This window comes from Gilliamella sp. G0441 (assembly GCF_050589305.1).
Classification (GTDB): domain Bacteria; phylum Pseudomonadota; class Gammaproteobacteria; order Enterobacterales; family Orbaceae; genus Gilliamella.
This window is the reverse complement of sequence record NZ_JBNRJF010000002.1, coordinates 1-20,272: the sequence shown is the minus strand read 5'-3', so window position 1 is coordinate 20,272 and position 20,272 is coordinate 1. Positions and strand designations below refer to the sequence as shown.

The window sequence follows — 20,272 nt, the reverse complement described above, 5'->3', positions numbered from 1 at the left end:
AATAAAATAAACTTATTTCGTTTATTTTGTTGGCAGTATTAAATAATAGAGAGTCTTTCCAGCGCCTTTGACATTCAATCAAATCATTCTGTTTTTTTCAAAATTTAATCTATCTTTTTTTGTATGAATTCATGACAATTGATAACTTTTGCAAATCCTGCCAATGCTGACATAAAGCTATAATGGACTTTTTTAGCAGGGATGATTTCATCATTAAATTCAAGATCACGGGTTGTACATGCATCATGAATTAATATCGGTTGATAACCAAGTTCATTGGCACATCGTGTAGTTGAATCCACACACATATGGCTCATCATGCCACAAATGACCAGTTGTTTGACTGAGTGTTGTTGTAATTTTTGGTGTAAATCAGTCTGATAAAAACTATTGGGATAAGATTTTTGTATAATCAATTCATTCTCTTCACTAATTGGTAATAATTTAGGGTGAAGTTCAGCACCAACACTATCTTTAACAAAAAAATCAGCATTACTACCTTGTTTAAAATGCTGAATATAAAAGATAGGTAATTTTTTTATTCTAAAATCATGTTGTAGGTGCAACGTGTTGGTTAATGCACTTTCCGTATTGATTAAAGGAAATTTTCCTTCAGGAAAATAATCATTTTGTACATCGATGATGATCAACGCTTGTTTCATTTTTTACTCCTTAGTACATATAGATGACGAATTATGCGATAATCCTCTTATCATTAACATAGCAAGATGAAAGCATTCATTACTGGCAACTTTCAAAGTGAAAAAATGGACAAAAAAGATCGTGCAATACTAGATGAATTGACCAAAGATAGCCGTCAATCATGGAAAGAAATTGGTGAAAAAGTTTTTTTGACAGGTCAGGCCGTAGGTCAACGAGTTTTAACCATGCAAACTTGTGGCATTATTGAAAGATTTACTATTGATAAAAAAACCGATTACTTACAGTTTATTACCATTTATATGAGTTCTAACCAATTCAGTTCATTTGAAAATACCGTTAAATCTTACAATCAAATTATCGAATTTTACAAAATCACCGGCGACGGGTGCTATTTTATAAAAAGTTGCTTTGATAAATTTGAACTAACTCTTTTTTTGGAAAAGATAGAACATTATTGTCGTTATAAAGTTAGTCATCAATTGAAAAAATTATCACCCCATAATCACGCTGAAAAATATACTCTATAAATTTCGAAAAATTAAGATGATATCCCATTGTGATAGGAATGATTTATACGTTGTTGAAACAGAATTTAAATTTACAAAAATTTAATAAAAAAACAAAAAAACAGTTGCGAGCAGACTTTTTATGTTATATTTTGTTCAGAAATTAGATTAATAAATCAACTTAATGGTTTTTATTTTATGAATTGTTTTTGCGCTTTTATTACTAAACATCATCATCACCATCATTCCTGAATAGTCTTCGGGCGATTGGTGCTGGAAGACATTTGGTCTTCCGGTGATATCGCGAAAGCAAATAGAAAACCCTCGGAAGATCAAACTTCCGAGGGTTTTTTGTTTGTGGTTTATAAATTTTTTGGATAAGTTGGAGAATAATATGTTGGATAATTCGCGTTTACGCATTGCGATGCAAAAATCTGGTCGTTTAAGTGATGAATCAAAAAAATTGCTGGCACAGTGTGGCATTAAAATTAATCTTCAAGAACAACGCTTAATCGCATTTGCTGAGAATATGCCAATCGATATTTTACGTGTTCGTGACGACGATATTCCCGGTCTGGTTATCGACGGTGTGGTCGATATTGGTATCGTGGGTGAAAATGTTTTAGAAGAAGAAGTACTTGATAGACAAGCGGAAGGGCAAAATCCTCAGTACAAAAAATTACGTCGTTTAGATTTTGGTGGTTGTCGGTTATCCATTGCTGCCCCGCGCGATTTCGATTATACCGGCCCTGAATGTTTAAATAATCTGCGTATTGCCACCACATATCCTCACCTACTTCGTCGTTACCTTGCTGAATACAATGTGACATTTAAAACTTGTTTGTTAAACGGATCGGTGGAAGTTGCCCCTCGAGCAGGATTAGCTGATGTTATTTGTGATTTAGTTTCAAGTGGCGCTACCCTTGAGGCAAATGGTTTACAAGAAATCGAAATTATCTATCAATCCAAAGCATGTTTAATTCAACGACAAGGCGAAATGCCACCAATTAAGCAAGCGCTGATTGATAAAGTCATGACACGTATTCAAGGGGTAATACAAGCTCGCGAATCAAAATATATTATGTTACATGCCCCAACACAGGTATTAGATCAAGTGGTTGCCTTGTTACCGGGTGCTGAAAATCCAACAATATTACCGCTAACTGGCGAACAAAATCGAGTCGCGTTACATATGGTTAGTAGTGAATCGCTATTTTGGGAAACCATGGAAAAACTAAAAGCATTAGGTGCAAGCTCAATTCTTGTATTACCAATTGAAAAGATGATGGAGTAAAGTATGAAACTCTCTTATTGGCAACAATGTTCAGAACAAGAACAAACCGCTTTATTGACTCGTCCAGCTATGACTGCATCAGACTCAATTAGTCAATCTGTTGCAGATATTTTAAATCAAGTTAAGCAATATGGTGACGAAGCGTTAAAAGCCTTAAGTAACAAGTTTGATAAAGTTCAAATTAATCAGATTAAATTAAGCAACAGTGAAATTAAAATGGCAATCGATCGGGTTAATCCTGATTTAAAACAAGCTATGCAATTAGCTGTTGGCAATATTAAAAAATTTCATCAAGCGCAGGTTAAACAGACAGTAACTGTTGAAACAATGCCCGGCATTACATGTCAACTTGTAACCCGACCAATCAATTCAGTTGGGCTCTATATTCCAGGGGGATCTGCGCCGTTGTTATCTACCGTATTGATGCTTGCCATACCTGCTAATATTGCAGGTTGTCGCAAAGTGATACTGTGTTCACCCCCACCAATAGCGGATGAGATCTTATATGCCGCTGAGCTGTGTGGCGTTACCGAAATTTATCAACTAGGTGGTGCCCAAGCTATTGCTGCCATGGCATTTGGTACAGAGTCTGTGCCTAAAGTAGACAAAATTTTTGGCCCCGGTAATGCTTATGTAACAGAAGCAAAACGTCAGGTTAGCCAACGCCTTGATGGTGCTGCAATTGATATGCCTGCGGGGCCATCCGAAGTGCTAGTTATTGCAGATAGTTCAGCTAATCCTGCATTTATTGCTGCTGATTTGTTATCACAAGCTGAACATGGCCCCGATTCACAAGTTGTACTCCTTACTCCCGATGAAAAAATGGCTCAAGCAGTATCATTAGAAGTTGATAAGCAGCTTGCACAATTATCACGGCAAGCTATTGCCGAGAAAGCGTTACAAGAAAGTCGACTTATTGTCACTCAAGATTTAGAACAATGCGTTGCAATCAGTAACCGTTATGGGCCAGAACATTTAATCATTCAAACCCAAAATGCCGATGAACTTGTCGAGCAGATAACCAGTGCTGGCTCTATTTTTCTTGGTGACTGGTCGCCTGAATCAGCTGGCGATTATGCGTCGGGTACTAACCATGTATTACCGACTTATGGTTACACTGCTACCTACTCCAGTTTAGGATTAGCTGACTTTCAAAAACGGATGACAGTTCAAAAGTTAACACCTGATGGGTTAAAAGCCATTGGTAACGCAGTAGAACTAATGGCGCAAGCAGAACAACTCACAGCACACAAACAAGCAGTTACATTGCGTTTAGCAGTATTAAATCAAACGAATCAAAGGTAGGTATAGAAAATGGATATTAATCAATTAGTGAGAAAAAATGTACAAAAATTGACACCCTACCAATCCGCCAGACGTATTGGCGGTCAAGGTGATGTTTGGCTTAATGCAAATGAATACCCTGTTGCGCCACATTTTGAGTTAACACAGCAAACATTAAATCGTTATCCGGAACCGCAACCACAGCAAGTAATTAGGGGCTATGCACAATATGCCGGTGTACAACCCGATCAATTACTTGTCAGTCGAGGAGCAGATGAAGCAATTGAACTTTTGATGCGAGCATTTTGCGAGCCTGAACAAGATAGTATTTTATATTGTCCGCCGACATATGGTATGTACCAAGTTAGTGCTGAAACATTGGGTATAAAAACTAAGATCGTTCCTACAACAAAAGATTGGCAACTCGATCTTAACGGTATTGAACAAAATCTTGAGAATGTTAAGTTAATTTATGTCTGTTCACCGAATAACCCCACTGGTAATTTAATCAACGCTGAAGATATTAAATCCCTGCTTAATATGGCCCAAGACCGTGCTTTAGTTGTTATTGATGAAGCTTATATTGAATTTTCACCACAATCATCGGTAGTCAGCTGGCTAACTAATTATCCACACTTAGTGATTTTACGGACTTTATCTAAAGCATTTGCATTAGCAGGGTTACGCTGTGGATTTACGATTGCGAACAAACCCGTCATTGATACTCTACAAAAAGTGATTGCCCCTTATCCATTAGCCACACCTGTAGCGGATATTGCCGCACAAGCACTGAGTAAAGACGGTATCAATACGATGAAGTTAAATGTTCAATACATTAACAATCAAAAACAGAAATTTGCCGATCAACTCTCCCAATTATCCATAGTTGAAAAAGTTTACCCGAGCTGGTCTAACTATTTGTGTGTTAAATTTCAAGATGATAAAGATGTCTTTAATAACCTTTGGAATCAAGGAATTATTTTACGCGATCAAAGTAAATCAATGGGTCAAAAAAACATTATACGCATTTCCATTGGTACTCAAATTGAATGTGATGCGGTTATAACAGCACTAAAAACGATAGAATAGGAGTCATCATGTTACAAAAATATTTATTTATCGATCGGGATGGTACCTTAATTACTGAACCACCTATTGATTTCCAAGTTGATCGTTTTGAAAAACTTGCTTTTGAGCCTAATGTCATACCGGCGTTACTCAAACTACAAGCCGCAGGCTTTAAATTGGTCATGGTGACCAATCAAGATGGACTAGGAACCAGTCGCTACCCACAAGCTGATTTTGACGGTCCACATAATCTAATGATGCAAATCTTTCAATCACAAGGCGTGAACTTTGAAGAAGTACTTATCTGTCCGCATTTTCCTGAAGATAATTGCCAATGTCGAAAACCCAAAATTCAATTAGTGCTACCTTATTTGTCTAGCGGTAAATTAGACAAAACCAATAGTTATGTTATAGGTGACAGGGTCACAGATATGCAACTCGCTGAAAATATGGGAATTAATGGACTCCATTATCACCCGACACATTTAAATTGGAACGAGATTGCTCAACGATTAACAACAGCTGATCGTTATGCAAAAGTTGAACGACACACCAAAGAAACCAACATACTGGTTGAAGTTTGGTTAGACCGACAAGGTGGAAGCCAAATCAATACCGGCATCGGTTTTTTTGATCACATGCTTGACCAAATTGCGACCCATGGAGGAATTAAGCTTAATATCCAAGTTAAAGGTGATTTACATGTTGATGATCATCATACTATTGAAGACACAGGGCTTGCTTTAGGCGAAGCGTTGAAAATTGCCCTTGGCGATAAACGAGGTATTGCTCGCTATGCGTCGGTAATTCCTATGGATGAATGTTTAGCGAAATGTTCAATGGATATATCTGGTCGTCCTTATTTGAAATTCAATGCGCAATTTTCTCATCAAAAAGTGGGCGATATGAGTACACAAATGATTGAACACTTTTTTTACTCCATAAGTTATGCCATGGGTATTACCCTACATATCGAAACCGAAGGCGATAACGATCATCATAAAGTGGAAAGCCTATTTAAAGCTTTTGCTCGAACGTTAAAACAAGCGATCAAAATCGAAAGTGACAGATTACCCAGTTCAAAAGGAGTGTTGTAATGAACATTGTGATTTTAGATACGGGTTGCGCTAATCTTTCTTCAGTTAAATATGCGATTGAAAGATTAGGATACCAACCTATTATCAGTCTGGAACCTGATATCGTGCTTAACTCTGATAAGCTTTTCTTACCGGGTGTTGGTTCAGCTTCAGCTGCAATGCAGAAATTAAAAGAACGCAACTTAGTCGAGCTTATTAAAGTGTGTACTCAACCTGTTTTAGGCATTTGCCTTGGCATGCAATTATTGGCTCAGTACAGTAATGAAGGTCATGTTGATACATTAGGAATAATAAACGAAAAAGTCATTAAAATCCCCGATTGTGGACTACCACTGCCTCATATGGGGTGGAATAAAGTCTACCCGAAAGCCGGACATCATCTATTTCGAGATATTCCAGATGGTGCTTATTTTTACTTCGTTCATGGATACGCGATGCCATTATGCTCAGCAACTATTGCAGAAACCAATTACGGCGAAAACTTTACCGCTGCCGTGCAAAAAGACAACTTTTACGGTGTACAATTTCATCCCGAGCGTTCTGGCTTAGCCGGTGCAAAATTGCTCAAAAACTTTCTGGAGATGTAGTCATGAGTGCCTATCCTACTATCATACCTGCACTGGATCTAATTGACGGCACTGTTGTTCGATTACATCAAGGTGATTATGATCTCAAACGTGATTATGGCAATAACCCACTACTGAGATTACAAGACTATCAAAAACAAGGAGCCAAACTATTACATCTTGTTGATTTAACCGGTGCAAAAGATCCCAATGCACGCCAAATATCCTTGATTAAAACTTTAATTGCGGGTGTACAAGTTCCTGTTCAAGTTGGTGGTGGTATCCGTACAGAAGAGGATATCAAAGCCCTACTTGCCGCAGGCGCCACTCGAGTAGTCATCGGCTCAACAGCCATTAAACAACCTCAACTTGTTAAGCAATGGTTTAACACCTATGGTGCTGAAGCATTAGTATTAGCGCTCGATGTACGGATTGATGAGCAAGGTAACAAATATGTCGCTATTCATGGTTGGCAAGAGAATTCGAATCAAACACTTGAACAGGTGATTGACGATTATCTACCTTATGGTTTGAAACATGTGCTTTGTACCGATATATCTAAAGATGGGACACTTAGTGGTTCTAATGTGAAACTCTATCAAGAAATAAGTCAACAATTTCCACAAATCGCGTTTCAAGCATCGGGGGGAATCGGACAATTAACAGACGTACAAGCACTACAAGAAAGTGGTGTTGCCGGTGTGATTGTCGGTCGAGCATTGCTTGAAGGTAAATTTACAGTTCAGGAGGCAATTTCATGCTGGCAAAAAGGATAATCCCTTGTTTAGATGTTCGTGACGGTCAAGTGGTCAAAGGGGTACAATTTCGCAATCATGAGATCATCGGCGATATTGTACCACTAGCAAAAAGATATGCTGAAGAAGGTGCTGACGAATTGGTTTTTTATGACATAACAGCATCTTCTGACGGGCGTGTGGTCGATAAAAGTTGGGTTGCCAAAGTTGCAGAAGTGATTGATATTCCTTTTTGTGTGGCTGGCGGTATTAAAACCGTCGAAGATGCTGGGCAAATATTAACCTTTGGTGCGGATAAAATATCGATTAACTCCCCTGCTTTAGCTAACCCAGATTTAATTACGGAGTTAGCCAATTGTTATGGTGTGCAGTGTATTGTAGTTGGGATTGATACTTGGTACGACCAAGAAACTGATAATTACCATGTCTATCAATTTACGGGCGATGAAAAACGTACCGTTGCAACCAAATGGAATACCCTAGATTGGGTTAAGGAAGTGCAGAAACGAGGCGCCGGTGAAATCGTACTCAATATGATGAATCAAGATGGCGTTCGTCATGGGTATGATCTTAAACAACTAAAAACGATACGCAAAGTTTGCCATGTTCCATTAATTGCTTCAGGTGGTGCAGGCACAATGGCGCACTTTTTAGATGCTTTTCAAGATGCTGGTGTGGATGGTGCTTTGGCAGCGTCAGTATTTCATAAACAAATTATTAATATTGCAGAACTTAAACAGTATTTAGCTAAACACGGAGTAGAGATTCGATTATGTTAGTTTCCAATTCAGACAACCAATTAGACGCGAGTCAGCTTGATTGGCAAAAAGTGAATAACTTAATGCCTGTTATTATTCAGCACTATGTTTCAGGTGATGTGTTAATGCTTGGCTACATGACGCCAGAAGCCCTTAAACAAACCCAAACTACTGGTAAAGTAACTTTCTATTCACGAACTAAAAATCGACTATGGACAAAAGGCGAAACCTCAGGACACTTTTTAAATGTAAAAAGCATTTCAACCGATTGTGATAACGATACCCTACTGATTTTAGTTGATCCAATTGGCGCTACGTGTCATACCGGTAGCAACAGTTGCTTTGCTAAGGCTAAAACGGAATGGGGGTTTTTATATCAATTAGAGCAATTGCTTGCTGCACGTAAAAATGCCGATCCTCAGTCATCGTATACCGCTAAACTTTATCATGATGGCACCAAGCGTATAGCGCAAAAAGTGGGCGAAGAAGGCGTTGAAACCGCGCTGGCTGCCACCGTACATGACCGAGAAGAACTTAAAAATGAGTCAGCGGATCTGATCTATCATTTATTAGTTTTATTACAAGATCAAAATCTGTCCCTTCAAGATGTTATCGGTATACTAAAAGCTAGACACAAATAAAACGATACAATAAAGTGCGAAAACCTCGCACTTTACTCAATATTTATTCGAAATAATTTACCGAATGTCAGTCATCAATGACCTAACAAATTGGCAATTTCACACCATTAAACATAGCTTGTACTTCAACATTGTTATCACAAAGAATCAGTCTATCAACCGTTTGTCTATTTAAATGGGGTGAAAATTGACTGATGAAATCGTACATATAGCTACGTAAAAAGAGTGACCGAGCAAAGGCAATATAAGTTGTACTATAAGGAAATATATGACCTGCATTAAGCACGACAAAATCGCTATCGATGTTTTCATTGACTGCCATTTTCGCTACAATGCCGACCCCAACACCCAATTTAACATAAGTTTTAATTAAATCCGCATCTGTTGTGCTAAATACAATATTGGGTAATTGTTTGGCATTAATAAACGCCTGATTTAAATCTGATCCATCATTAGAAAAATCATAGCTGACTAAAGGATATTTTGATAACTCTTCAATTGAAATCATATTACTTTTAGCCAAAGGATGATCCTTCATGACAATCACAGCTTGATTCCAGTGGTAGCAAGGTAAAGCGATCATATCATCACTTAACTGCGAAAGATCGGTAATTATCGCAAAATCAGCTTGACCGGTTTGCGCTTGCAATAGACATTGTTGAGACGATCCTTGCTCCATGTGCAAAATAATATGTGGATACTGTTGCATAAACTTTTGGATGACAACTGGCAAGGTATAACGGGCTTGCGTATAGGTTGTTGTGATGGTTAAAGAACCTTGATTTGGCTGACTGAACTCTTTAGCAATGATTTTGATATCTTTCGATTTATTGAGGATTTCTTTAGCTAATGCAATGATTTTTTCGCCTACCGGTGTCACTTCTGAAAGATGTTTTCCTACACGGGTAAAAATTTGGACGCCTAATTCATCCTCTAATAATTTAATCTGTTTGCTTATACCAGGCTGCGATGTATAAAGTTTTTCGGACGTTAGCGAAACATTGAGATCGTTGTTCACCACTTCGACAATATAACGTAATTGTTGCAATTTCATGACAAAGGCTCCTTTAACTCTATACACTTCCCTCTTGATTAATACGTATTAAAAAAGAGGGAAATTATAAGGTAATTCCTTTCACACTTTAGCACAAACAAACACACGACTTTATACTAAAACGTATACTTAACCTGAATGATATTAACAATCATTCAGGTGTTCTTACCTATTTTTTACTATTGATCCATTTGCCGTCGACGTATTGCATTACCCAACCAGTTGATTTGCCATTTACTTCTGATGTGACATATTGCTGTTTGCTTTTACGACTAAAACGCACAATAGATGGGTTACCATCAGGATCTTTACTTGGTGCTTCAGTTAAATACTTAAATTTTTCGGGTAAACGATCTTTAAAACGCTGTAACTCTTCAATCAATGGTGCACGTGTTTCCCTTGATTTTGGAAAATTGTGTGCAGCCAAGAAGATTCCCGATGCACCATCACGTAGTACAAAGTGTGCATCTGACTTAGTACATTTAAGTTCAGGCAAATCGACCGGATCTTCTTTTGGCGGTGCAACATCACCATTTTTTAAGATCTTACGCGTATTTTTACAATCTGGATTGGTACATCCCATGTATAGACCAAAACGTCCTGATTTGAGATGCATTTCAGATCCACATTTTTCACATTCAATAATAGGGCCTTCATAGCTTTTGACTTTGAAGTTACCTTTTTCAACAAGCGATCCATCACAAATTGGATTATTACCACAAATATGTAGTTTTCGTTCATTATCAAGCAGATAACTATCCATTGCCGTGTGACATTTAGGACAACGCTTACGAGCTCTTAACGCATCAGTTTCGGCTGTTTCTGACTCTTCTAAAATATTTAGGGTTTCATGTTCAGGGATTAAGTTAATTGTTTGCTTACAACGCTCTTTAGGCGGTAATGCATAACCGGAACAAGCAAGGAACACCCCCGTTCCAGCCGTTTTAATGCCCATTTCACGTCCACAATTTGGACAGGTTATTTCTGGCGTTAAGACTAAAGGATTTAATTGCATTCCCCCTTTGTCTGGCGTTTGTTCAGCAATTTCCAGATGTTTACTAAAATCACTAAAAAACTGATCGAGTACTTCTCGCCATTCTTGTTTTTTATTGGCAATTTCATCCAGTGCATCTTCCATGCGTGCCGTGAAATCATAGCTCATAAGATCATTAAAATTCTCATTTAAGCGATCTGTAACAATTTCACCAATCTTTTCAGCATAAAAACGACGATTATCTAAACGTACATAGCCCCGATCTTGAATAGTTGAAATGATCGTTGCATAAGTTGATGGTCGTCCTATTTCACGCTTTTCAAGCTCTTTTACTAATGACGCTTCATTATAACGTGCAGGTGGTTTAGTAAAGTGTTGATTCGGATTTAAGCTAATTAAATCCAATTTGTCATTAACATTAACCGCCGGTAAAATTTTATCGTCACTATTTTTTGATAATTGAGGTTGCACTTTTGTCCAACCATCAAAGCGTAATGTACGTCCCTTCGCTTTTAAAATAAAATCTCCCGCTTTTACGGTGATTGTGGTGGAATTGTATTCGGCAGCGGTCATTTGACAAGCAACAAACTGTCGCCAAATAAGTTGATAGAGTTTGCACGCATCAGCGTCAACATCGCTAAGCTTATCAGCCAGTATTGTTACATCAGATGGACGAATGGCTTCATGCGCCTCTTGCGAATTCTTTTTACTACTGTAAACATTGGCAGATTTTGGCAGGTATTTATCCCCAAAATTCTGACCAATATAATCACGCACCATAGTCAATGCATCTTGACTTAAATTGGTTGAATCCGTACGCATATAGGTGATGTAACCTGCTTCATAAAGACGCTGAGCTAACATCATCGTCTTTTTAACACCAAACCCTAAACGGGTACTTGCTGCCTGTTGCAAAGTGGAGGTAATAAAGGGTGCTGTCGGATTGCTTTTGGTTGGTTTTTCTTCAATATTGGTAACATGGTACTGGCTTTTATTAAGTTCAGCCAATGCAATATCGATCGCTACTTTATCTTTTGGCTCAAATGCTTCATTTTTATAATGTGTCACTTGTAACGTTAATTGCGCTTTATTCTGCGTCATTAAATCAGCATACAGATCCCAATACTCTTCGGGAATAAAGGCATGAATTTCACGCTCACGTTCAACGACAAGTCTAACAGCAACCGATTGGACACGCCCCGCGGATAAACCTCGAGCCACTTTTTTCCAAAGTAATGGCGAAAGCATAAAGCCCACAACCCGATCCATAAAGCGACGAGCCTGCTGAGCATTTACCCGATCCATATCTAACATAGATGGTTTATTAAATGCATTTTTAATGGCTGTTTTCGTAATTTCGTTAAATACTACACGACGGTACTTATTGTCATCGCCACCAATCACATCTTTTAAATGCCAGGCGATAGCTTCCCCTTCTCTATCCAAGTCGGTTGCGAGGTAAATCATATCGGCATCTTTAGCTAATTTTTTAAGTTCTGATACAACACGTTCCTTACCGGGTAGAATCTCATAATGTGCTTTCCAACCATGGTAAGGATCCACGCTCATGCGACTGACTAACGCTTCTTTTTCTGAGCGTTTTACTTTCTTCTCGGCTTTATCTTTAGTCGTTTTCTCAGAGCGTTGGCTACTACCACTAACGGGTAAATCTCGAATATGCCCCACACTTGATTTTACAACATACTCTTTGCCAAGATATTTATTAATTGTTTTTGCTTTAGCTGGTGATTCCACAATAACAAGGGATTTTCCCATAATTAAACCTATTTATCCTGTAGTTTGTGTTATTTACTGTTACGCTTCACATCAAGAAGTGACAGTAAATCATCTTTTATTGTTGATACTTTTGTCGCATATTGTTCTTTTTGCTCAGCATCTTCAATAAGTTGCGTAATGGTTTGTGACAACGTACAACCACGGCGTTTAGCTAAATTCGCTAAGCGTTGCCAAACTAAAAACTCCAAATCGATGGACTTCTTCCGTGTATATTGTTGTTCTGCGTTAAAATGTCGTTTTCGTTTTGCCCGTATAGTCTGCTTCATGCGATTATCTAGATCGGGATTCAAATGCGATTTTATCCAATCAACAACGCTTGTTGGATTATGTTCTAACAGTAATAATTCATTTACGGCATGTTGAGCAGCACTTTTTTCAATATAGCGAGTTATTGGCTCGCCCTCTAGATGTTTTTTTACTAAATAGTGCCACTTCCACCCACATTCAAGGTTTTCGAGTTGTTGATATTTCATTTGTTCACCTTGTGACGCTGTAACTATAGAGATTATATGTAGCATAATCGTTTTACACAATAAAGAAAATTATTGCATTTGACAAATTTTTTATAAATCTGGTATCGTTCACCTTTTATATCGTTCTTTATTTAAGGAATCAAAAATAATGGTTAAAGCTGATGTTATTTATATTAATGGCTATATTTATACAGCAGATAAAAAAGATACAGTTTGTGAAGCGATAGCAATCAAAAATGGTTACATAATAGCAACTGGCTCCACAGATGAAATAAATAGCCATCACTATGTTGATAATGATACAGCAATTTACGATCTTCATGGTAAAACGATGATGCCGGGGATAATCGACTCACACCTTCATACTTTTTGGGGTGGCATGCAATTGACCTCATGTAATTTGAATTATCAAAGTTTAACCGTTGAGGATACTTTAGCAATTATTCAAAAACACTTGGATAAAGACAGTCAGAATAATAGCACACAATGGCTACAAGTTCGAGGCTGGTTAAGGCAAGAAGTGTTACCAATTGGTACCGATATTACACGCTTTGATCTGGATAAACTCAATACTCAGCGACCTGTAATCCTTTTTTCTAACGATTGTCATACGTTAGTTGCTAATAGTATTGCGTTGCAAAAATTTGGTTTGGATAGAAACACACCCGAACCGACAGATGGAAAAATAGGCAGAACACAAGACGGTGAACTTAATGGCATTTTAGAAGATGCACCGGCTATGCGAGCTTTTGATAGCATATCAAAATTGACGGAAGAACAAGCCGCACATATTGCTAAATTAGCACAGGCAGAATTAAACAAACAAGGCATAACAGCCGTGATGGACGCACGGATAACTGAAACGCAAGCCGATGCCTTTTTGAAGTTGCAACAGCAAGATCAACTTACCATTCGGTTATTTGGTGCACGAGAGTTACCGCCAGATGATGTGACATCCATTGAAGCTATTCCGGCATTACTCGAAAAAGTTAAACAGTTTGCAAACCGTTATGATGATAAAAATTGGCAACCTAAGCCCGGTATTAAAATTTCACATACTAAACTGTTTGTTGACGGGGTAATGCAAGCACCATTAATGACAGCAAGACTATTACAACCTTATCAACTTGAAGATGAAAAAGATCGTTATGGTGATTTGTACTATTCAACTGAGATGCTAAATGCTTTAATTTTAGAGTCCTCGCGTGCTGGTTTTCATCCTCATATGCATACTGTTGGTGAAGGTGCCATTGAAGTGGTGCTTGATGCAATCGAAAAAATGCGCCAAGCATTACCGGATGCCGATATCCGCCCTAGCACGGCGCACAATGAACTTAGTGCTGCGCATCAATATGCAAGGTATAAGCAATTAAATGCTTGTGTGGTGTTTTCATTCCAATGGGCTGGCTGTAGCGACGCCATGGTTGAACAATACCAAACACTATTTGGCGAAAAACGCTATAACGGTTTAGAAGCCCACGGGCAATATATCGATGCAGGCGTCAACTGCGCCTTTGGTAGCGATTGGCCAATTGATCCATTAAATGAATGGTATGATTTTCAAATAGCCATGACCCGACAAATTGATGCACAGCACCCACGTTTAAACAGTGACCGTAATTTAACTGCTACCGAAGTCTTACGCTGCGCAACCATTGGCGCTGCTTATGTGCTAAAACAAGATGAGTATATTGGCTCAATTGAAAAAGGTAAATTTGCTGATTTGATCATCTTAGATCGCAATCCATTTACCATTCCAGCAACCGATATGCAAAATGTGAAAGTATTAACGACTATTGTTGGTGGTAAAACAGTTTATCAGCAAGACTCATAAAAACTATAGCTTTAGATAGATTGTTTAAAAAATAGAGCCAACCTAACCGTTGGCTTTATTTTTATTTAGCTATTATCTTTAAGATTTGTGTAGTATTTATTAATCTTATTCCACAGCATTTTGTCTTCATCATAATAATTCAGAAATAAAAGTAGGTTAATGTACTTCTTTTTTATATTTTTATTGGGGTATCGAAAATATCATTATTTATTATAGATATTTTATCTACCATTGCTTCTTAAATATTTCAAATTATTCTACCTATAATATTTTCACTTAAATTTTTATTAATTTTAACGACTAAATTTATTATTAGGTTAACCTTCCTGAACGCTTTCATATCACCGTCATTTTGGGTTATCTCGAAAGTTTTTTTAAATTTTTTTGATTGTCTTAATTAAAATTATTTTTCAATAAAAACAATTTTTTACAATGTAACATTATGAAAAGTGTTATGATTTACAACACTATATAAGCAGAGTTGTATAGAAATTAGTATACAAATACTAAATATCGATATTCATTAAAACATAAATTATAAAATTTATAAGGGATAAGGCATGAAAAACACTAATAATGAAAACAATTTTGAGTACTATTTTATGGAAAGCCAAGATGATGAAGCTTACCCGATGTTTGACATATGTGAAGAACATGATGATATCCTTGAAGCCGAGTTAGGCGATCCATTGCCTCGCCGTCCGGTTTTAGCAGATTATCATACTGGTGCTAAAGATTTTGTTAGTAAAAGAGTCGCTGAAGCAATGATGGCTATGAACATGGAAGGTGTGCGTATCGTTCCTCTAAAACTTTCAGATCGTAAAGGTGGATATATTGAAGATTATTACTGTGTTTTTGTTGATGATAATACTTATGAAGCACTAGATAAAGAAAATTCAGAATATGAATACGATGAAGATTGCGAGCTTTATTTTTTCGATAAAATTGTTTTAGACAAGGATGCTTTAAGAAAGATACCATTAAATAGACGTTTAGGATGGAGATTACTTGAAGAACCAGGTATGTATTTATACCATGAATCTGTCGTTGAAAAAATCAAAGAATTGAACCCCACTGGCGTGAGATTTATTCATTTAGATGATTATGAAGGTATCTAATAAGTCAATTGATTAACCTCAGAAAGATTTATGAATTTCGCTTTAATAACTTAACGCTTAAAATAGAAAATCCAACTCATATGAGTTGGATTTTCTTAATATTTTATCTATTCATCTATATTTTCTTTTAAATTATTTAAAAAATTAGAAAACCCATTTATTAAAAACCTTATACTTCCATTTGATTCATTAACTTCTCCTAAATCTAGATAAATAATGTAAATATCTTCAGTCTCTACATTCATACAAAATAAATTTCCACCCCAATCCATAGCAAAAGGCAGCATATTTGTTGGTATAATATTTTTTTCTATAGATAAAATTTGGTAGATATCTTCGATTCTAAGATCATCTGAATCTGTCTTGTACTTAATTGATCTAAAATGGCTAATTTCCACAAAAGTTTCATATTCTTCTATGTAAAAATAAGTCTTTGAAGAAATTCCACCATTATATTTAAGATAATGATCTATAAAGTCTTTTGGAAAGTTAAAATTTATTTGATTTTCAATTTCTTGAATATCTTCAATTGTTAATTTTATAGCATATTCATTAAACATAGGAATAATCATTTAATTACACTCTATTTTTGCTTTTAGCTCTTTGTTGAAGAGCTTTTTCTCTATACTCCTATCATAATCATTTTTTAGCTTCAAAAGTATCAAATTCAACTCCAATATGATAAAGCCCGTTTTAGAATATTCAGAACTTAGAGACAGAATCAGCCATTACCTTTAGTGGATAAATACACAAAATTTAGGATAGTAATTTTGAATTAGTTATTTAATAATTCGTATATCCACTTTCTTTTTTAAGCTATCTAGTAAAGTGTAATCAGTAATTTTTTTGCACTTTTCAATCAGTAAACCATTCAATTTTTTGAGTTATTTTATGGCTTCTATATTTTCTAAAGCGTTGTTCCGAACCAAAGATAAGCTATTCAAAGGGAGTTTTTCTATTCCTGCTAACGTTTCAATTTTTGAGCTATAGATATGAAGTTTTTGTAACTTCTTCGCCTACAATACCGCTTTGCGCTATCAGGGTGTTGATGTTTTCAAGGCTTAAATGATTGCTTTTTGTTGGTTTGTTTTCAGTTGTTTTTTCTTTTTCAGATGAAACAAAAAAATCACTTGCTTTTGGCTGTAATGCTGGCGTATCAATACTTACAGATTTTCTTTCCTGTAGTAGTTTTATAAAAATGGTTTCATCTTCGTGCAGTTGCAGCGTTTCATTTACATCTTTATTAGGCAGCTCTACTGTAGTATATGTTATGTTGGGTAACAAGGTTTGTAATGTTTTACAATGCTTTGCTGTCGCTTGTTTGCCTGCTGCATCATTGTCGAGCATAAAAATGATTTCATCCAGTTGCTGTAATTGGCTCACCGCTTCGGTGTGTTCGTCCGTTAAGCCGTTGGTTCCGTACAGGGCAAGGACTTCGACAAGCTCAGTCTGACAAGCATTTTGCACAGTTTCTTTTATCTGTATTAGCGAAGCTGCATCTATAATGCTTTCAGTCGGTATCAGCTTGGTAGTTTCCGGTTTGGGATAATTCGGATATAAGCCCCTGCGGTTCTTTAAGTAAAAATGTTTGCTCTCGCTGTTATTGTGGATGCTCCGTCCGTAAAGACTTACAGGGTTTCCGGTTTTGTCCCGGAGCATAAAGGTAAGGCAGTGCTTTGCAAATACTTTATAGCTTACGTTTTCGCCTGTTTGGTTATTGGTTCTTTGCAATGGTTGCAGCATCCCTATGTTTACGCATTGTGCTATCAGGCTTTGATCTTTTCTGCTGCTGTGGTGGAACTGCCCGCTATTGAAGCCGATAAAGCCTTTCAGCTTTTCTATGTTCAAGGTTCTTTGCTTGTAGTACTGCTTCGCAGGTTCGCTGTGCCATACCGATGAGGCAAAGGTTTTTTCTAAGTGCTGTAAGATGCTTGGGTCTGTTGGTGGTTCTTCTTTTGGTGCTGTTCCTTGCTTTACATTATTCAATATTAACCCGCTATTTATCATTGTTTTTGCTTTTTCTATGGCTTCGTGCTTGGTGCAGCTTTCTTTGTACAGGATAAAATCTATTACGTCTATTGCTTTGCCGTGTGTTTTGCAATTGCTACTAAAACAATATACTGTACCTGTCTTTTCATACACCTGCATACTGGGCGTTTTGTCGTTATGGAACGGACAGTTTAATCTTTGGTTCTTATCCGTTCTCAACCCGTAATGTGCCAGTACTGCCGTTATGCTTAAACCCTGTCTTATCGCTGATATGTCCATTGGAAAATTATTTTAAAAATATTTTTTAGACCGTTTACGGCTCAAAGATACTCTATTCGGATTTATCAACAAAATTTATACGGCTTTTTTAGTCCGTAAAAGAGTTTTATATTTGTACTATTAAGTTAAATCAGGAGTTTTATAACCCTTTTAAGTGTTTTTGTTATGGATAGTTTCGGTAAAAGAGTGGCTGCATTACGCAAAGAAAGATGACACAGGACGAGCAGGCTAAGCTCCTCAATACTTCTATCTCGGTAATAGGCAGGTATGAACGTGACGAGATGATACCGGGTATCGAAGTGGCTAAAAAAATTGCAGGTTTCTTAAATACTACGGTGGGTTATCTGCTGGGAGAAACGGACAAAGCTGACCTGTTTAAAGACCCCGTAATGCTGCAACGGCTGGCGGAACTGGACAATATGCAAAGCGAAGATAAAAACCATATCCTGCACGTGCTGGACGGTTTTATAAAATCTGTAAAACTTAAAAATATCGCTGCGCTGTAAAATATTAAAGCCACTCTTTTTGAGTGGCTTTAATTGTTATTCAATAATAGGGCGAATTGGAACAACTCCGCCATTATTATATAATTTATCCAAATAATTTTTCACTTCATCAGACCAATAATACTTGGCGAAAGTCTTGTTTAGTAATGTATACCGACTGTCTTCAGTGTGCATACCATAATTAAAATGTTTTTTAATTTCTTTTTGTAAAATAGAACCATAATGCTTAGCATTTGGACTACGGTTAGGATACCATAAAAATGAAGTATTTGTTATCTTAACTTCATTCTTTGTCCAAAAGTTTGTCATATAAATAAAGTCGTTTTTGTCATCAACAAGTGGACGATGATTTAGTAATTTTATTTTTGCTTCATAATCTTCCTTAGTACCAATATTGATAAGGATATTACTATCAACAAAATCCAACATACTGATACTACTTGATACAACTATACCACTTTTCTCAAAGTTTTTATCATTAAAAAAGACAAGGTTATTATTTTCTAAAAAATTATTTACAAATTCAATTATGCATTTTCTGGATGCAACTATATTTAGTTCCATTAGTGACAACTTGTTTTTGGTTTCGGCTTCTTATTTGTTTCTGGATGAGTATAGGAGCGGAAATGCACCCTTTCAGGAACACCATTGGCGTGTCTAATTTTATTCAAATCCTGCATAGCTAAAATCTCTCTGGTTACAGGCTTTCCTTTTGCATTAGTCTTTCCTACATTACCCCAATGTGTTTTACCGTCAGCATCTTGCCAAACAATATCAGGACGTCTTCCTGATTTATGCCCTCCAAGAGTTTCAAATAATTTTTCTTTTTCGTATCCACCTCCGTATATAATCGTACCTCCATCGGATATTATTTCATCTGCCCAGGATTTGATTGTTTGATTATGAGGTCCTTTTCCTCCCGTTTTAGGTCCACGTTTTGCAAGCCCGAACGGGTCTATCCACGCATTCGTGTCATGGACGTAGCCGTAGAGCTGTATGCCTCCGTGTAATCCAATCGGATCTTTGCTTATATAAGTTCCTGTATTACTGTCGTAATATCGGAAGCGGTTATAATAAAGCCCGTCTAGTTCCTTATCTTCGTACTGCCCCAGTTGCCTGAACGGAATAAACGACTTATTGTTAAATAAATTTTCCCGTATTCTGCCATAGATGTCAAATTCTATCTGCCAAACCAATTCACCTTTATCATCATAGGCCTGAGCGGGTCTGCCCAAATAATCCGATACAATCGAGTAGGACTTGCCCTCGCTTAACTTAGCTGTGAAAAGAAAGCTTCTAACATTATAATTTTTAAAATAGCGGACTAAAAAGAGTTCGAAATAACAAAAAACGCTAAACAGCCATAAAATAAGTAAAAAAGCCCATTCTAAAAGCACCTAATGCAAGTTGATAGAGTGAAAAAAGGTGGAAATTCAGAATAGTTAAGAAATTTTTGTAATTATGGATAATTTCTTATTTTGGGTGATTTTAAAAATGAAAAATTAAATAAAAACATAATATTGATAAACATCTTTACTTATATTTTCTCGTAAATTGTTCGTTCTTGTGGAGTAATGTCAATGCTATCACTGAATT

At 36.7% G+C, this 20,272-nt stretch carries 20 protein-coding genes and 1 other annotated feature; of the genes, 12 read left to right on the top strand and 8 right to left on the bottom strand.

Going from position 1 to position 20,272, the window contains the following annotated elements:
- Positions 1 to 104: 104 nt before the first annotated feature.
- A complete protein-coding gene (locus ACKJXD_RS02340; protein ID WP_411598645.1) occupies positions 105 to 662 on the bottom strand; it encodes a cysteine hydrolase family protein in 558 nt (185 codons plus the stop codon).
- Between the two features lie 105 nt (positions 663 to 767).
- On the opposite strand from ACKJXD_RS02340, the gene ACKJXD_RS02335 reads away from it, so the two are divergent.
- The 9 genes from ACKJXD_RS02335 (at position 768) to hisIE (ending at position 8,632) form a co-directional block, all read left to right on the top strand.
- Positions 768 to 1,190 (top strand): Lrp/AsnC family transcriptional regulator, encoded by a 423-nt coding sequence (locus ACKJXD_RS02335; RefSeq protein ID WP_430875406.1) that lies wholly within the window; start codon positions 768 to 770, stop codon positions 1,188 to 1,190.
- 209 nt (positions 1,191 to 1,399) lie between these two features.
- Positions 1,400 to 1,525: a sequence feature (His leader region), on the top strand.
- 38 nt (positions 1,526 to 1,563) lie between these two features.
- Complete coding sequence (gene hisG / locus ACKJXD_RS02330; RefSeq protein ID WP_220215105.1) at positions 1,564 to 2,463, top strand: ATP phosphoribosyltransferase; 900 nt, start codon at positions 1,564 to 1,566, stop codon at positions 2,461 to 2,463.
- Between the two features lie 3 nt (positions 2,464 to 2,466).
- Positions 2,467 to 3,768, top strand: a complete 1,302-nt coding sequence (hisD, locus tag ACKJXD_RS02325) for a histidinol dehydrogenase (protein WP_430875405.1) — start codon at positions 2,467 to 2,469, stop codon at positions 3,766 to 3,768.
- A gap of 9 nt (positions 3,769 to 3,777) precedes the next feature.
- Complete coding sequence (gene hisC / locus ACKJXD_RS02320) at positions 3,778 to 4,836, top strand: histidinol-phosphate transaminase (protein ID WP_411604627.1); 1,059 nt, start codon at positions 3,778 to 3,780, stop codon at positions 4,834 to 4,836.
- Positions 4,837 to 4,844: 8 nt separating this feature from the next.
- Positions 4,845 to 5,912 (top strand): bifunctional histidinol-phosphatase/imidazoleglycerol-phosphate dehydratase HisB, encoded by a 1,068-nt coding sequence (gene hisB, locus ACKJXD_RS02315; RefSeq protein ID WP_430875404.1) that lies wholly within the window; start codon positions 4,845 to 4,847, stop codon positions 5,910 to 5,912.
- Complete coding sequence (hisH, locus tag ACKJXD_RS02310; protein WP_294829155.1) at positions 5,912 to 6,499, top strand: imidazole glycerol phosphate synthase subunit HisH; 588 nt, start codon at positions 5,912 to 5,914, stop codon at positions 6,497 to 6,499. The genes hisB and hisH overlap by 1 nt, the downstream gene beginning before the upstream one ends.
- A gap of 2 nt (positions 6,500 to 6,501) precedes the next feature.
- Complete coding sequence (gene hisA / locus ACKJXD_RS02305; RefSeq protein WP_430875403.1) at positions 6,502 to 7,254, top strand: 1-(5-phosphoribosyl)-5-[(5-phosphoribosylamino)methylideneamino]imidazole-4-carboxamide isomerase; 753 nt, start codon at positions 6,502 to 6,504, stop codon at positions 7,252 to 7,254.
- Positions 7,236 to 8,012 carry an imidazole glycerol phosphate synthase subunit HisF gene (hisF, locus tag ACKJXD_RS02300; RefSeq protein WP_430875402.1) on the top strand — a complete coding sequence of 259 codons (777 nt, stop codon included), beginning with the start codon at positions 7,236 to 7,238 and terminating at the stop codon, positions 8,010 to 8,012. The genes hisA and hisF overlap by 19 nt, the downstream gene beginning before the upstream one ends.
- Positions 8,006 to 8,632, top strand: coding sequence for a bifunctional phosphoribosyl-AMP cyclohydrolase/phosphoribosyl-ATP diphosphatase HisIE (hisIE, locus tag ACKJXD_RS02295; protein WP_267350795.1), 627 nt, complete (start codon positions 8,006 to 8,008; stop codon positions 8,630 to 8,632). The genes hisF and hisIE overlap by 7 nt, the downstream gene beginning before the upstream one ends.
- A gap of 82 nt (positions 8,633 to 8,714) precedes the next feature.
- Here hisIE and cysB read toward each other — a convergent pair whose 3' ends face one another.
- The 3 genes from cysB to matP form a co-directional block, all read right to left on the bottom strand.
- The gene (gene cysB, locus ACKJXD_RS02290; RefSeq protein WP_065558285.1) at positions 8,715 to 9,686 is read right to left on the bottom strand and encodes an HTH-type transcriptional regulator CysB; all 972 of its coding nucleotides are present in this window, start codon (positions 9,684 to 9,686) and stop codon (positions 8,715 to 8,717) included.
- 169 nt (positions 9,687 to 9,855) lie between these two features.
- A complete protein-coding gene (gene topA, locus ACKJXD_RS02285; protein WP_411623119.1) occupies positions 9,856 to 12,456 on the bottom strand; it encodes a type I DNA topoisomerase in 2,601 nt (866 codons plus the stop codon).
- A 29-nt stretch (positions 12,457 to 12,485) separates the two neighbouring features.
- Positions 12,486 to 12,950, bottom strand: a complete 465-nt coding sequence (matP, locus tag ACKJXD_RS02280; RefSeq protein ID WP_220215114.1) for a macrodomain Ter protein MatP — start codon at positions 12,948 to 12,950, stop codon at positions 12,486 to 12,488.
- A gap of 148 nt (positions 12,951 to 13,098) precedes the next feature.
- On the opposite strand from matP, the gene ACKJXD_RS02275 reads away from it, so the two are divergent.
- The gene (locus ACKJXD_RS02275; protein ID WP_430875401.1) at positions 13,099 to 14,784 is read left to right on the top strand and encodes an amidohydrolase; all 1,686 of its coding nucleotides are present in this window, start codon (positions 13,099 to 13,101) and stop codon (positions 14,782 to 14,784) included.
- A 560-nt stretch (positions 14,785 to 15,344) separates the two neighbouring features.
- Positions 15,345 to 15,902, top strand: coding sequence for an imm11 family protein (locus tag ACKJXD_RS02270; RefSeq protein ID WP_220215116.1), 558 nt, complete (start codon positions 15,345 to 15,347; stop codon positions 15,900 to 15,902).
- A gap of 107 nt (positions 15,903 to 16,009) precedes the next feature.
- Here the strand turns inward: ACKJXD_RS02270 and ACKJXD_RS02265 are convergent, their stop codons facing one another.
- Both ACKJXD_RS02265 and ACKJXD_RS02260 read right to left on the bottom strand, forming a co-directional pair.
- Complete coding sequence (locus tag ACKJXD_RS02265) at positions 16,010 to 16,462, bottom strand: SMI1/KNR4 family protein (RefSeq protein WP_430875400.1); 453 nt, start codon at positions 16,460 to 16,462, stop codon at positions 16,010 to 16,012.
- Positions 16,463 to 16,886: 424 nt separating this feature from the next.
- On the bottom strand, positions 16,887 to 18,170 hold the full coding sequence (locus ACKJXD_RS02260; protein WP_430875399.1) for a CHC2 zinc finger domain-containing protein: 1,284 nt from the start codon (positions 18,168 to 18,170) through the stop codon (positions 16,887 to 16,889).
- Between the two features lie 209 nt (positions 18,171 to 18,379).
- Between ACKJXD_RS02260 and ACKJXD_RS02255 the strand changes: the two genes are divergently transcribed.
- On the top strand, positions 18,380 to 18,676 hold the full coding sequence (locus ACKJXD_RS02255; protein WP_430875398.1) for a helix-turn-helix domain-containing protein: 297 nt from the start codon (positions 18,380 to 18,382) through the stop codon (positions 18,674 to 18,676).
- Positions 18,677 to 18,712: 36 nt separating this feature from the next.
- Here ACKJXD_RS02255 and ACKJXD_RS02250 read toward each other — a convergent pair whose 3' ends face one another.
- Together ACKJXD_RS02250 and ACKJXD_RS02245 are read right to left on the bottom strand one after the other, a co-directional pair.
- Complete coding sequence (locus ACKJXD_RS02250; protein ID WP_220215120.1) at positions 18,713 to 19,240, bottom strand: hypothetical protein; 528 nt, start codon at positions 19,238 to 19,240, stop codon at positions 18,713 to 18,715.
- A complete protein-coding gene (locus tag ACKJXD_RS02245; protein WP_430875397.1) occupies positions 19,240 to 20,073 on the bottom strand; it encodes an RHS repeat domain-containing protein in 834 nt (277 codons plus the stop codon). The genes ACKJXD_RS02250 and ACKJXD_RS02245 overlap by 1 nt, the downstream gene beginning before the upstream one ends.
- Positions 20,074 to 20,272: the final 199 nt, after the last annotated feature.

Coding starts and splice junctions, on each gene's coding strand:
- ACKJXD_RS02340 (WP_411598645.1), bottom strand. CDS start 662: ATGAAACAAGCGTTGATCATCATCGATGTACAAAATGATTATTTTCCT.
- ACKJXD_RS02335 (WP_430875406.1), top strand. CDS start 768: ATGGACAAAAAAGATCGTGCAATACTAGATGAATTGACCAAAGATAGC.
- hisG (WP_220215105.1), top strand. CDS start 1,564: ATGTTGGATAATTCGCGTTTACGCATTGCGATGCAAAAATCTGGTCGT.
- hisD (WP_430875405.1), top strand. CDS start 2,467: ATGAAACTCTCTTATTGGCAACAATGTTCAGAACAAGAACAAACCGCT.
- hisC (WP_411604627.1), top strand. CDS start 3,778: ATGGATATTAATCAATTAGTGAGAAAAAATGTACAAAAATTGACACCC.
- hisB (WP_430875404.1), top strand. CDS start 4,845: ATGTTACAAAAATATTTATTTATCGATCGGGATGGTACCTTAATTACT.
- hisH (WP_294829155.1), top strand. CDS start 5,912: ATGAACATTGTGATTTTAGATACGGGTTGCGCTAATCTTTCTTCAGTT.
- hisA (WP_430875403.1), top strand. CDS start 6,502: ATGAGTGCCTATCCTACTATCATACCTGCACTGGATCTAATTGACGGC.
- hisF (WP_430875402.1), top strand. CDS start 7,236: ATGCTGGCAAAAAGGATAATCCCTTGTTTAGATGTTCGTGACGGTCAA.
- hisIE (WP_267350795.1), top strand. CDS start 8,006: ATGTTAGTTTCCAATTCAGACAACCAATTAGACGCGAGTCAGCTTGAT.
- cysB (WP_065558285.1), bottom strand. CDS start 9,686: ATGAAATTGCAACAATTACGTTATATTGTCGAAGTGGTGAACAACGAT.
- topA (WP_411623119.1), bottom strand. CDS start 12,456: ATGGGAAAATCCCTTGTTATTGTGGAATCACCAGCTAAAGCAAAAACA.
- matP (WP_220215114.1), bottom strand. CDS start 12,950: ATGAAATATCAACAACTCGAAAACCTTGAATGTGGGTGGAAGTGGCAC.
- ACKJXD_RS02275 (WP_430875401.1), top strand. CDS start 13,099: ATGGTTAAAGCTGATGTTATTTATATTAATGGCTATATTTATACAGCA.
- ACKJXD_RS02270 (WP_220215116.1), top strand. CDS start 15,345: ATGAAAAACACTAATAATGAAAACAATTTTGAGTACTATTTTATGGAA.
- ACKJXD_RS02265 (WP_430875400.1), bottom strand. CDS start 16,462: ATGTTTAATGAATATGCTATAAAATTAACAATTGAAGATATTCAAGAA.
- ACKJXD_RS02260 (WP_430875399.1), bottom strand. CDS start 18,170: ATGGACATATCAGCGATAAGACAGGGTTTAAGCATAACGGCAGTACTG.
- ACKJXD_RS02255 (WP_430875398.1), top strand. CDS start 18,380: ATGACACAGGACGAGCAGGCTAAGCTCCTCAATACTTCTATCTCGGTA.
- ACKJXD_RS02250 (WP_220215120.1), bottom strand. CDS start 19,240: ATGGAACTAAATATAGTTGCATCCAGAAAATGCATAATTGAATTTGTA.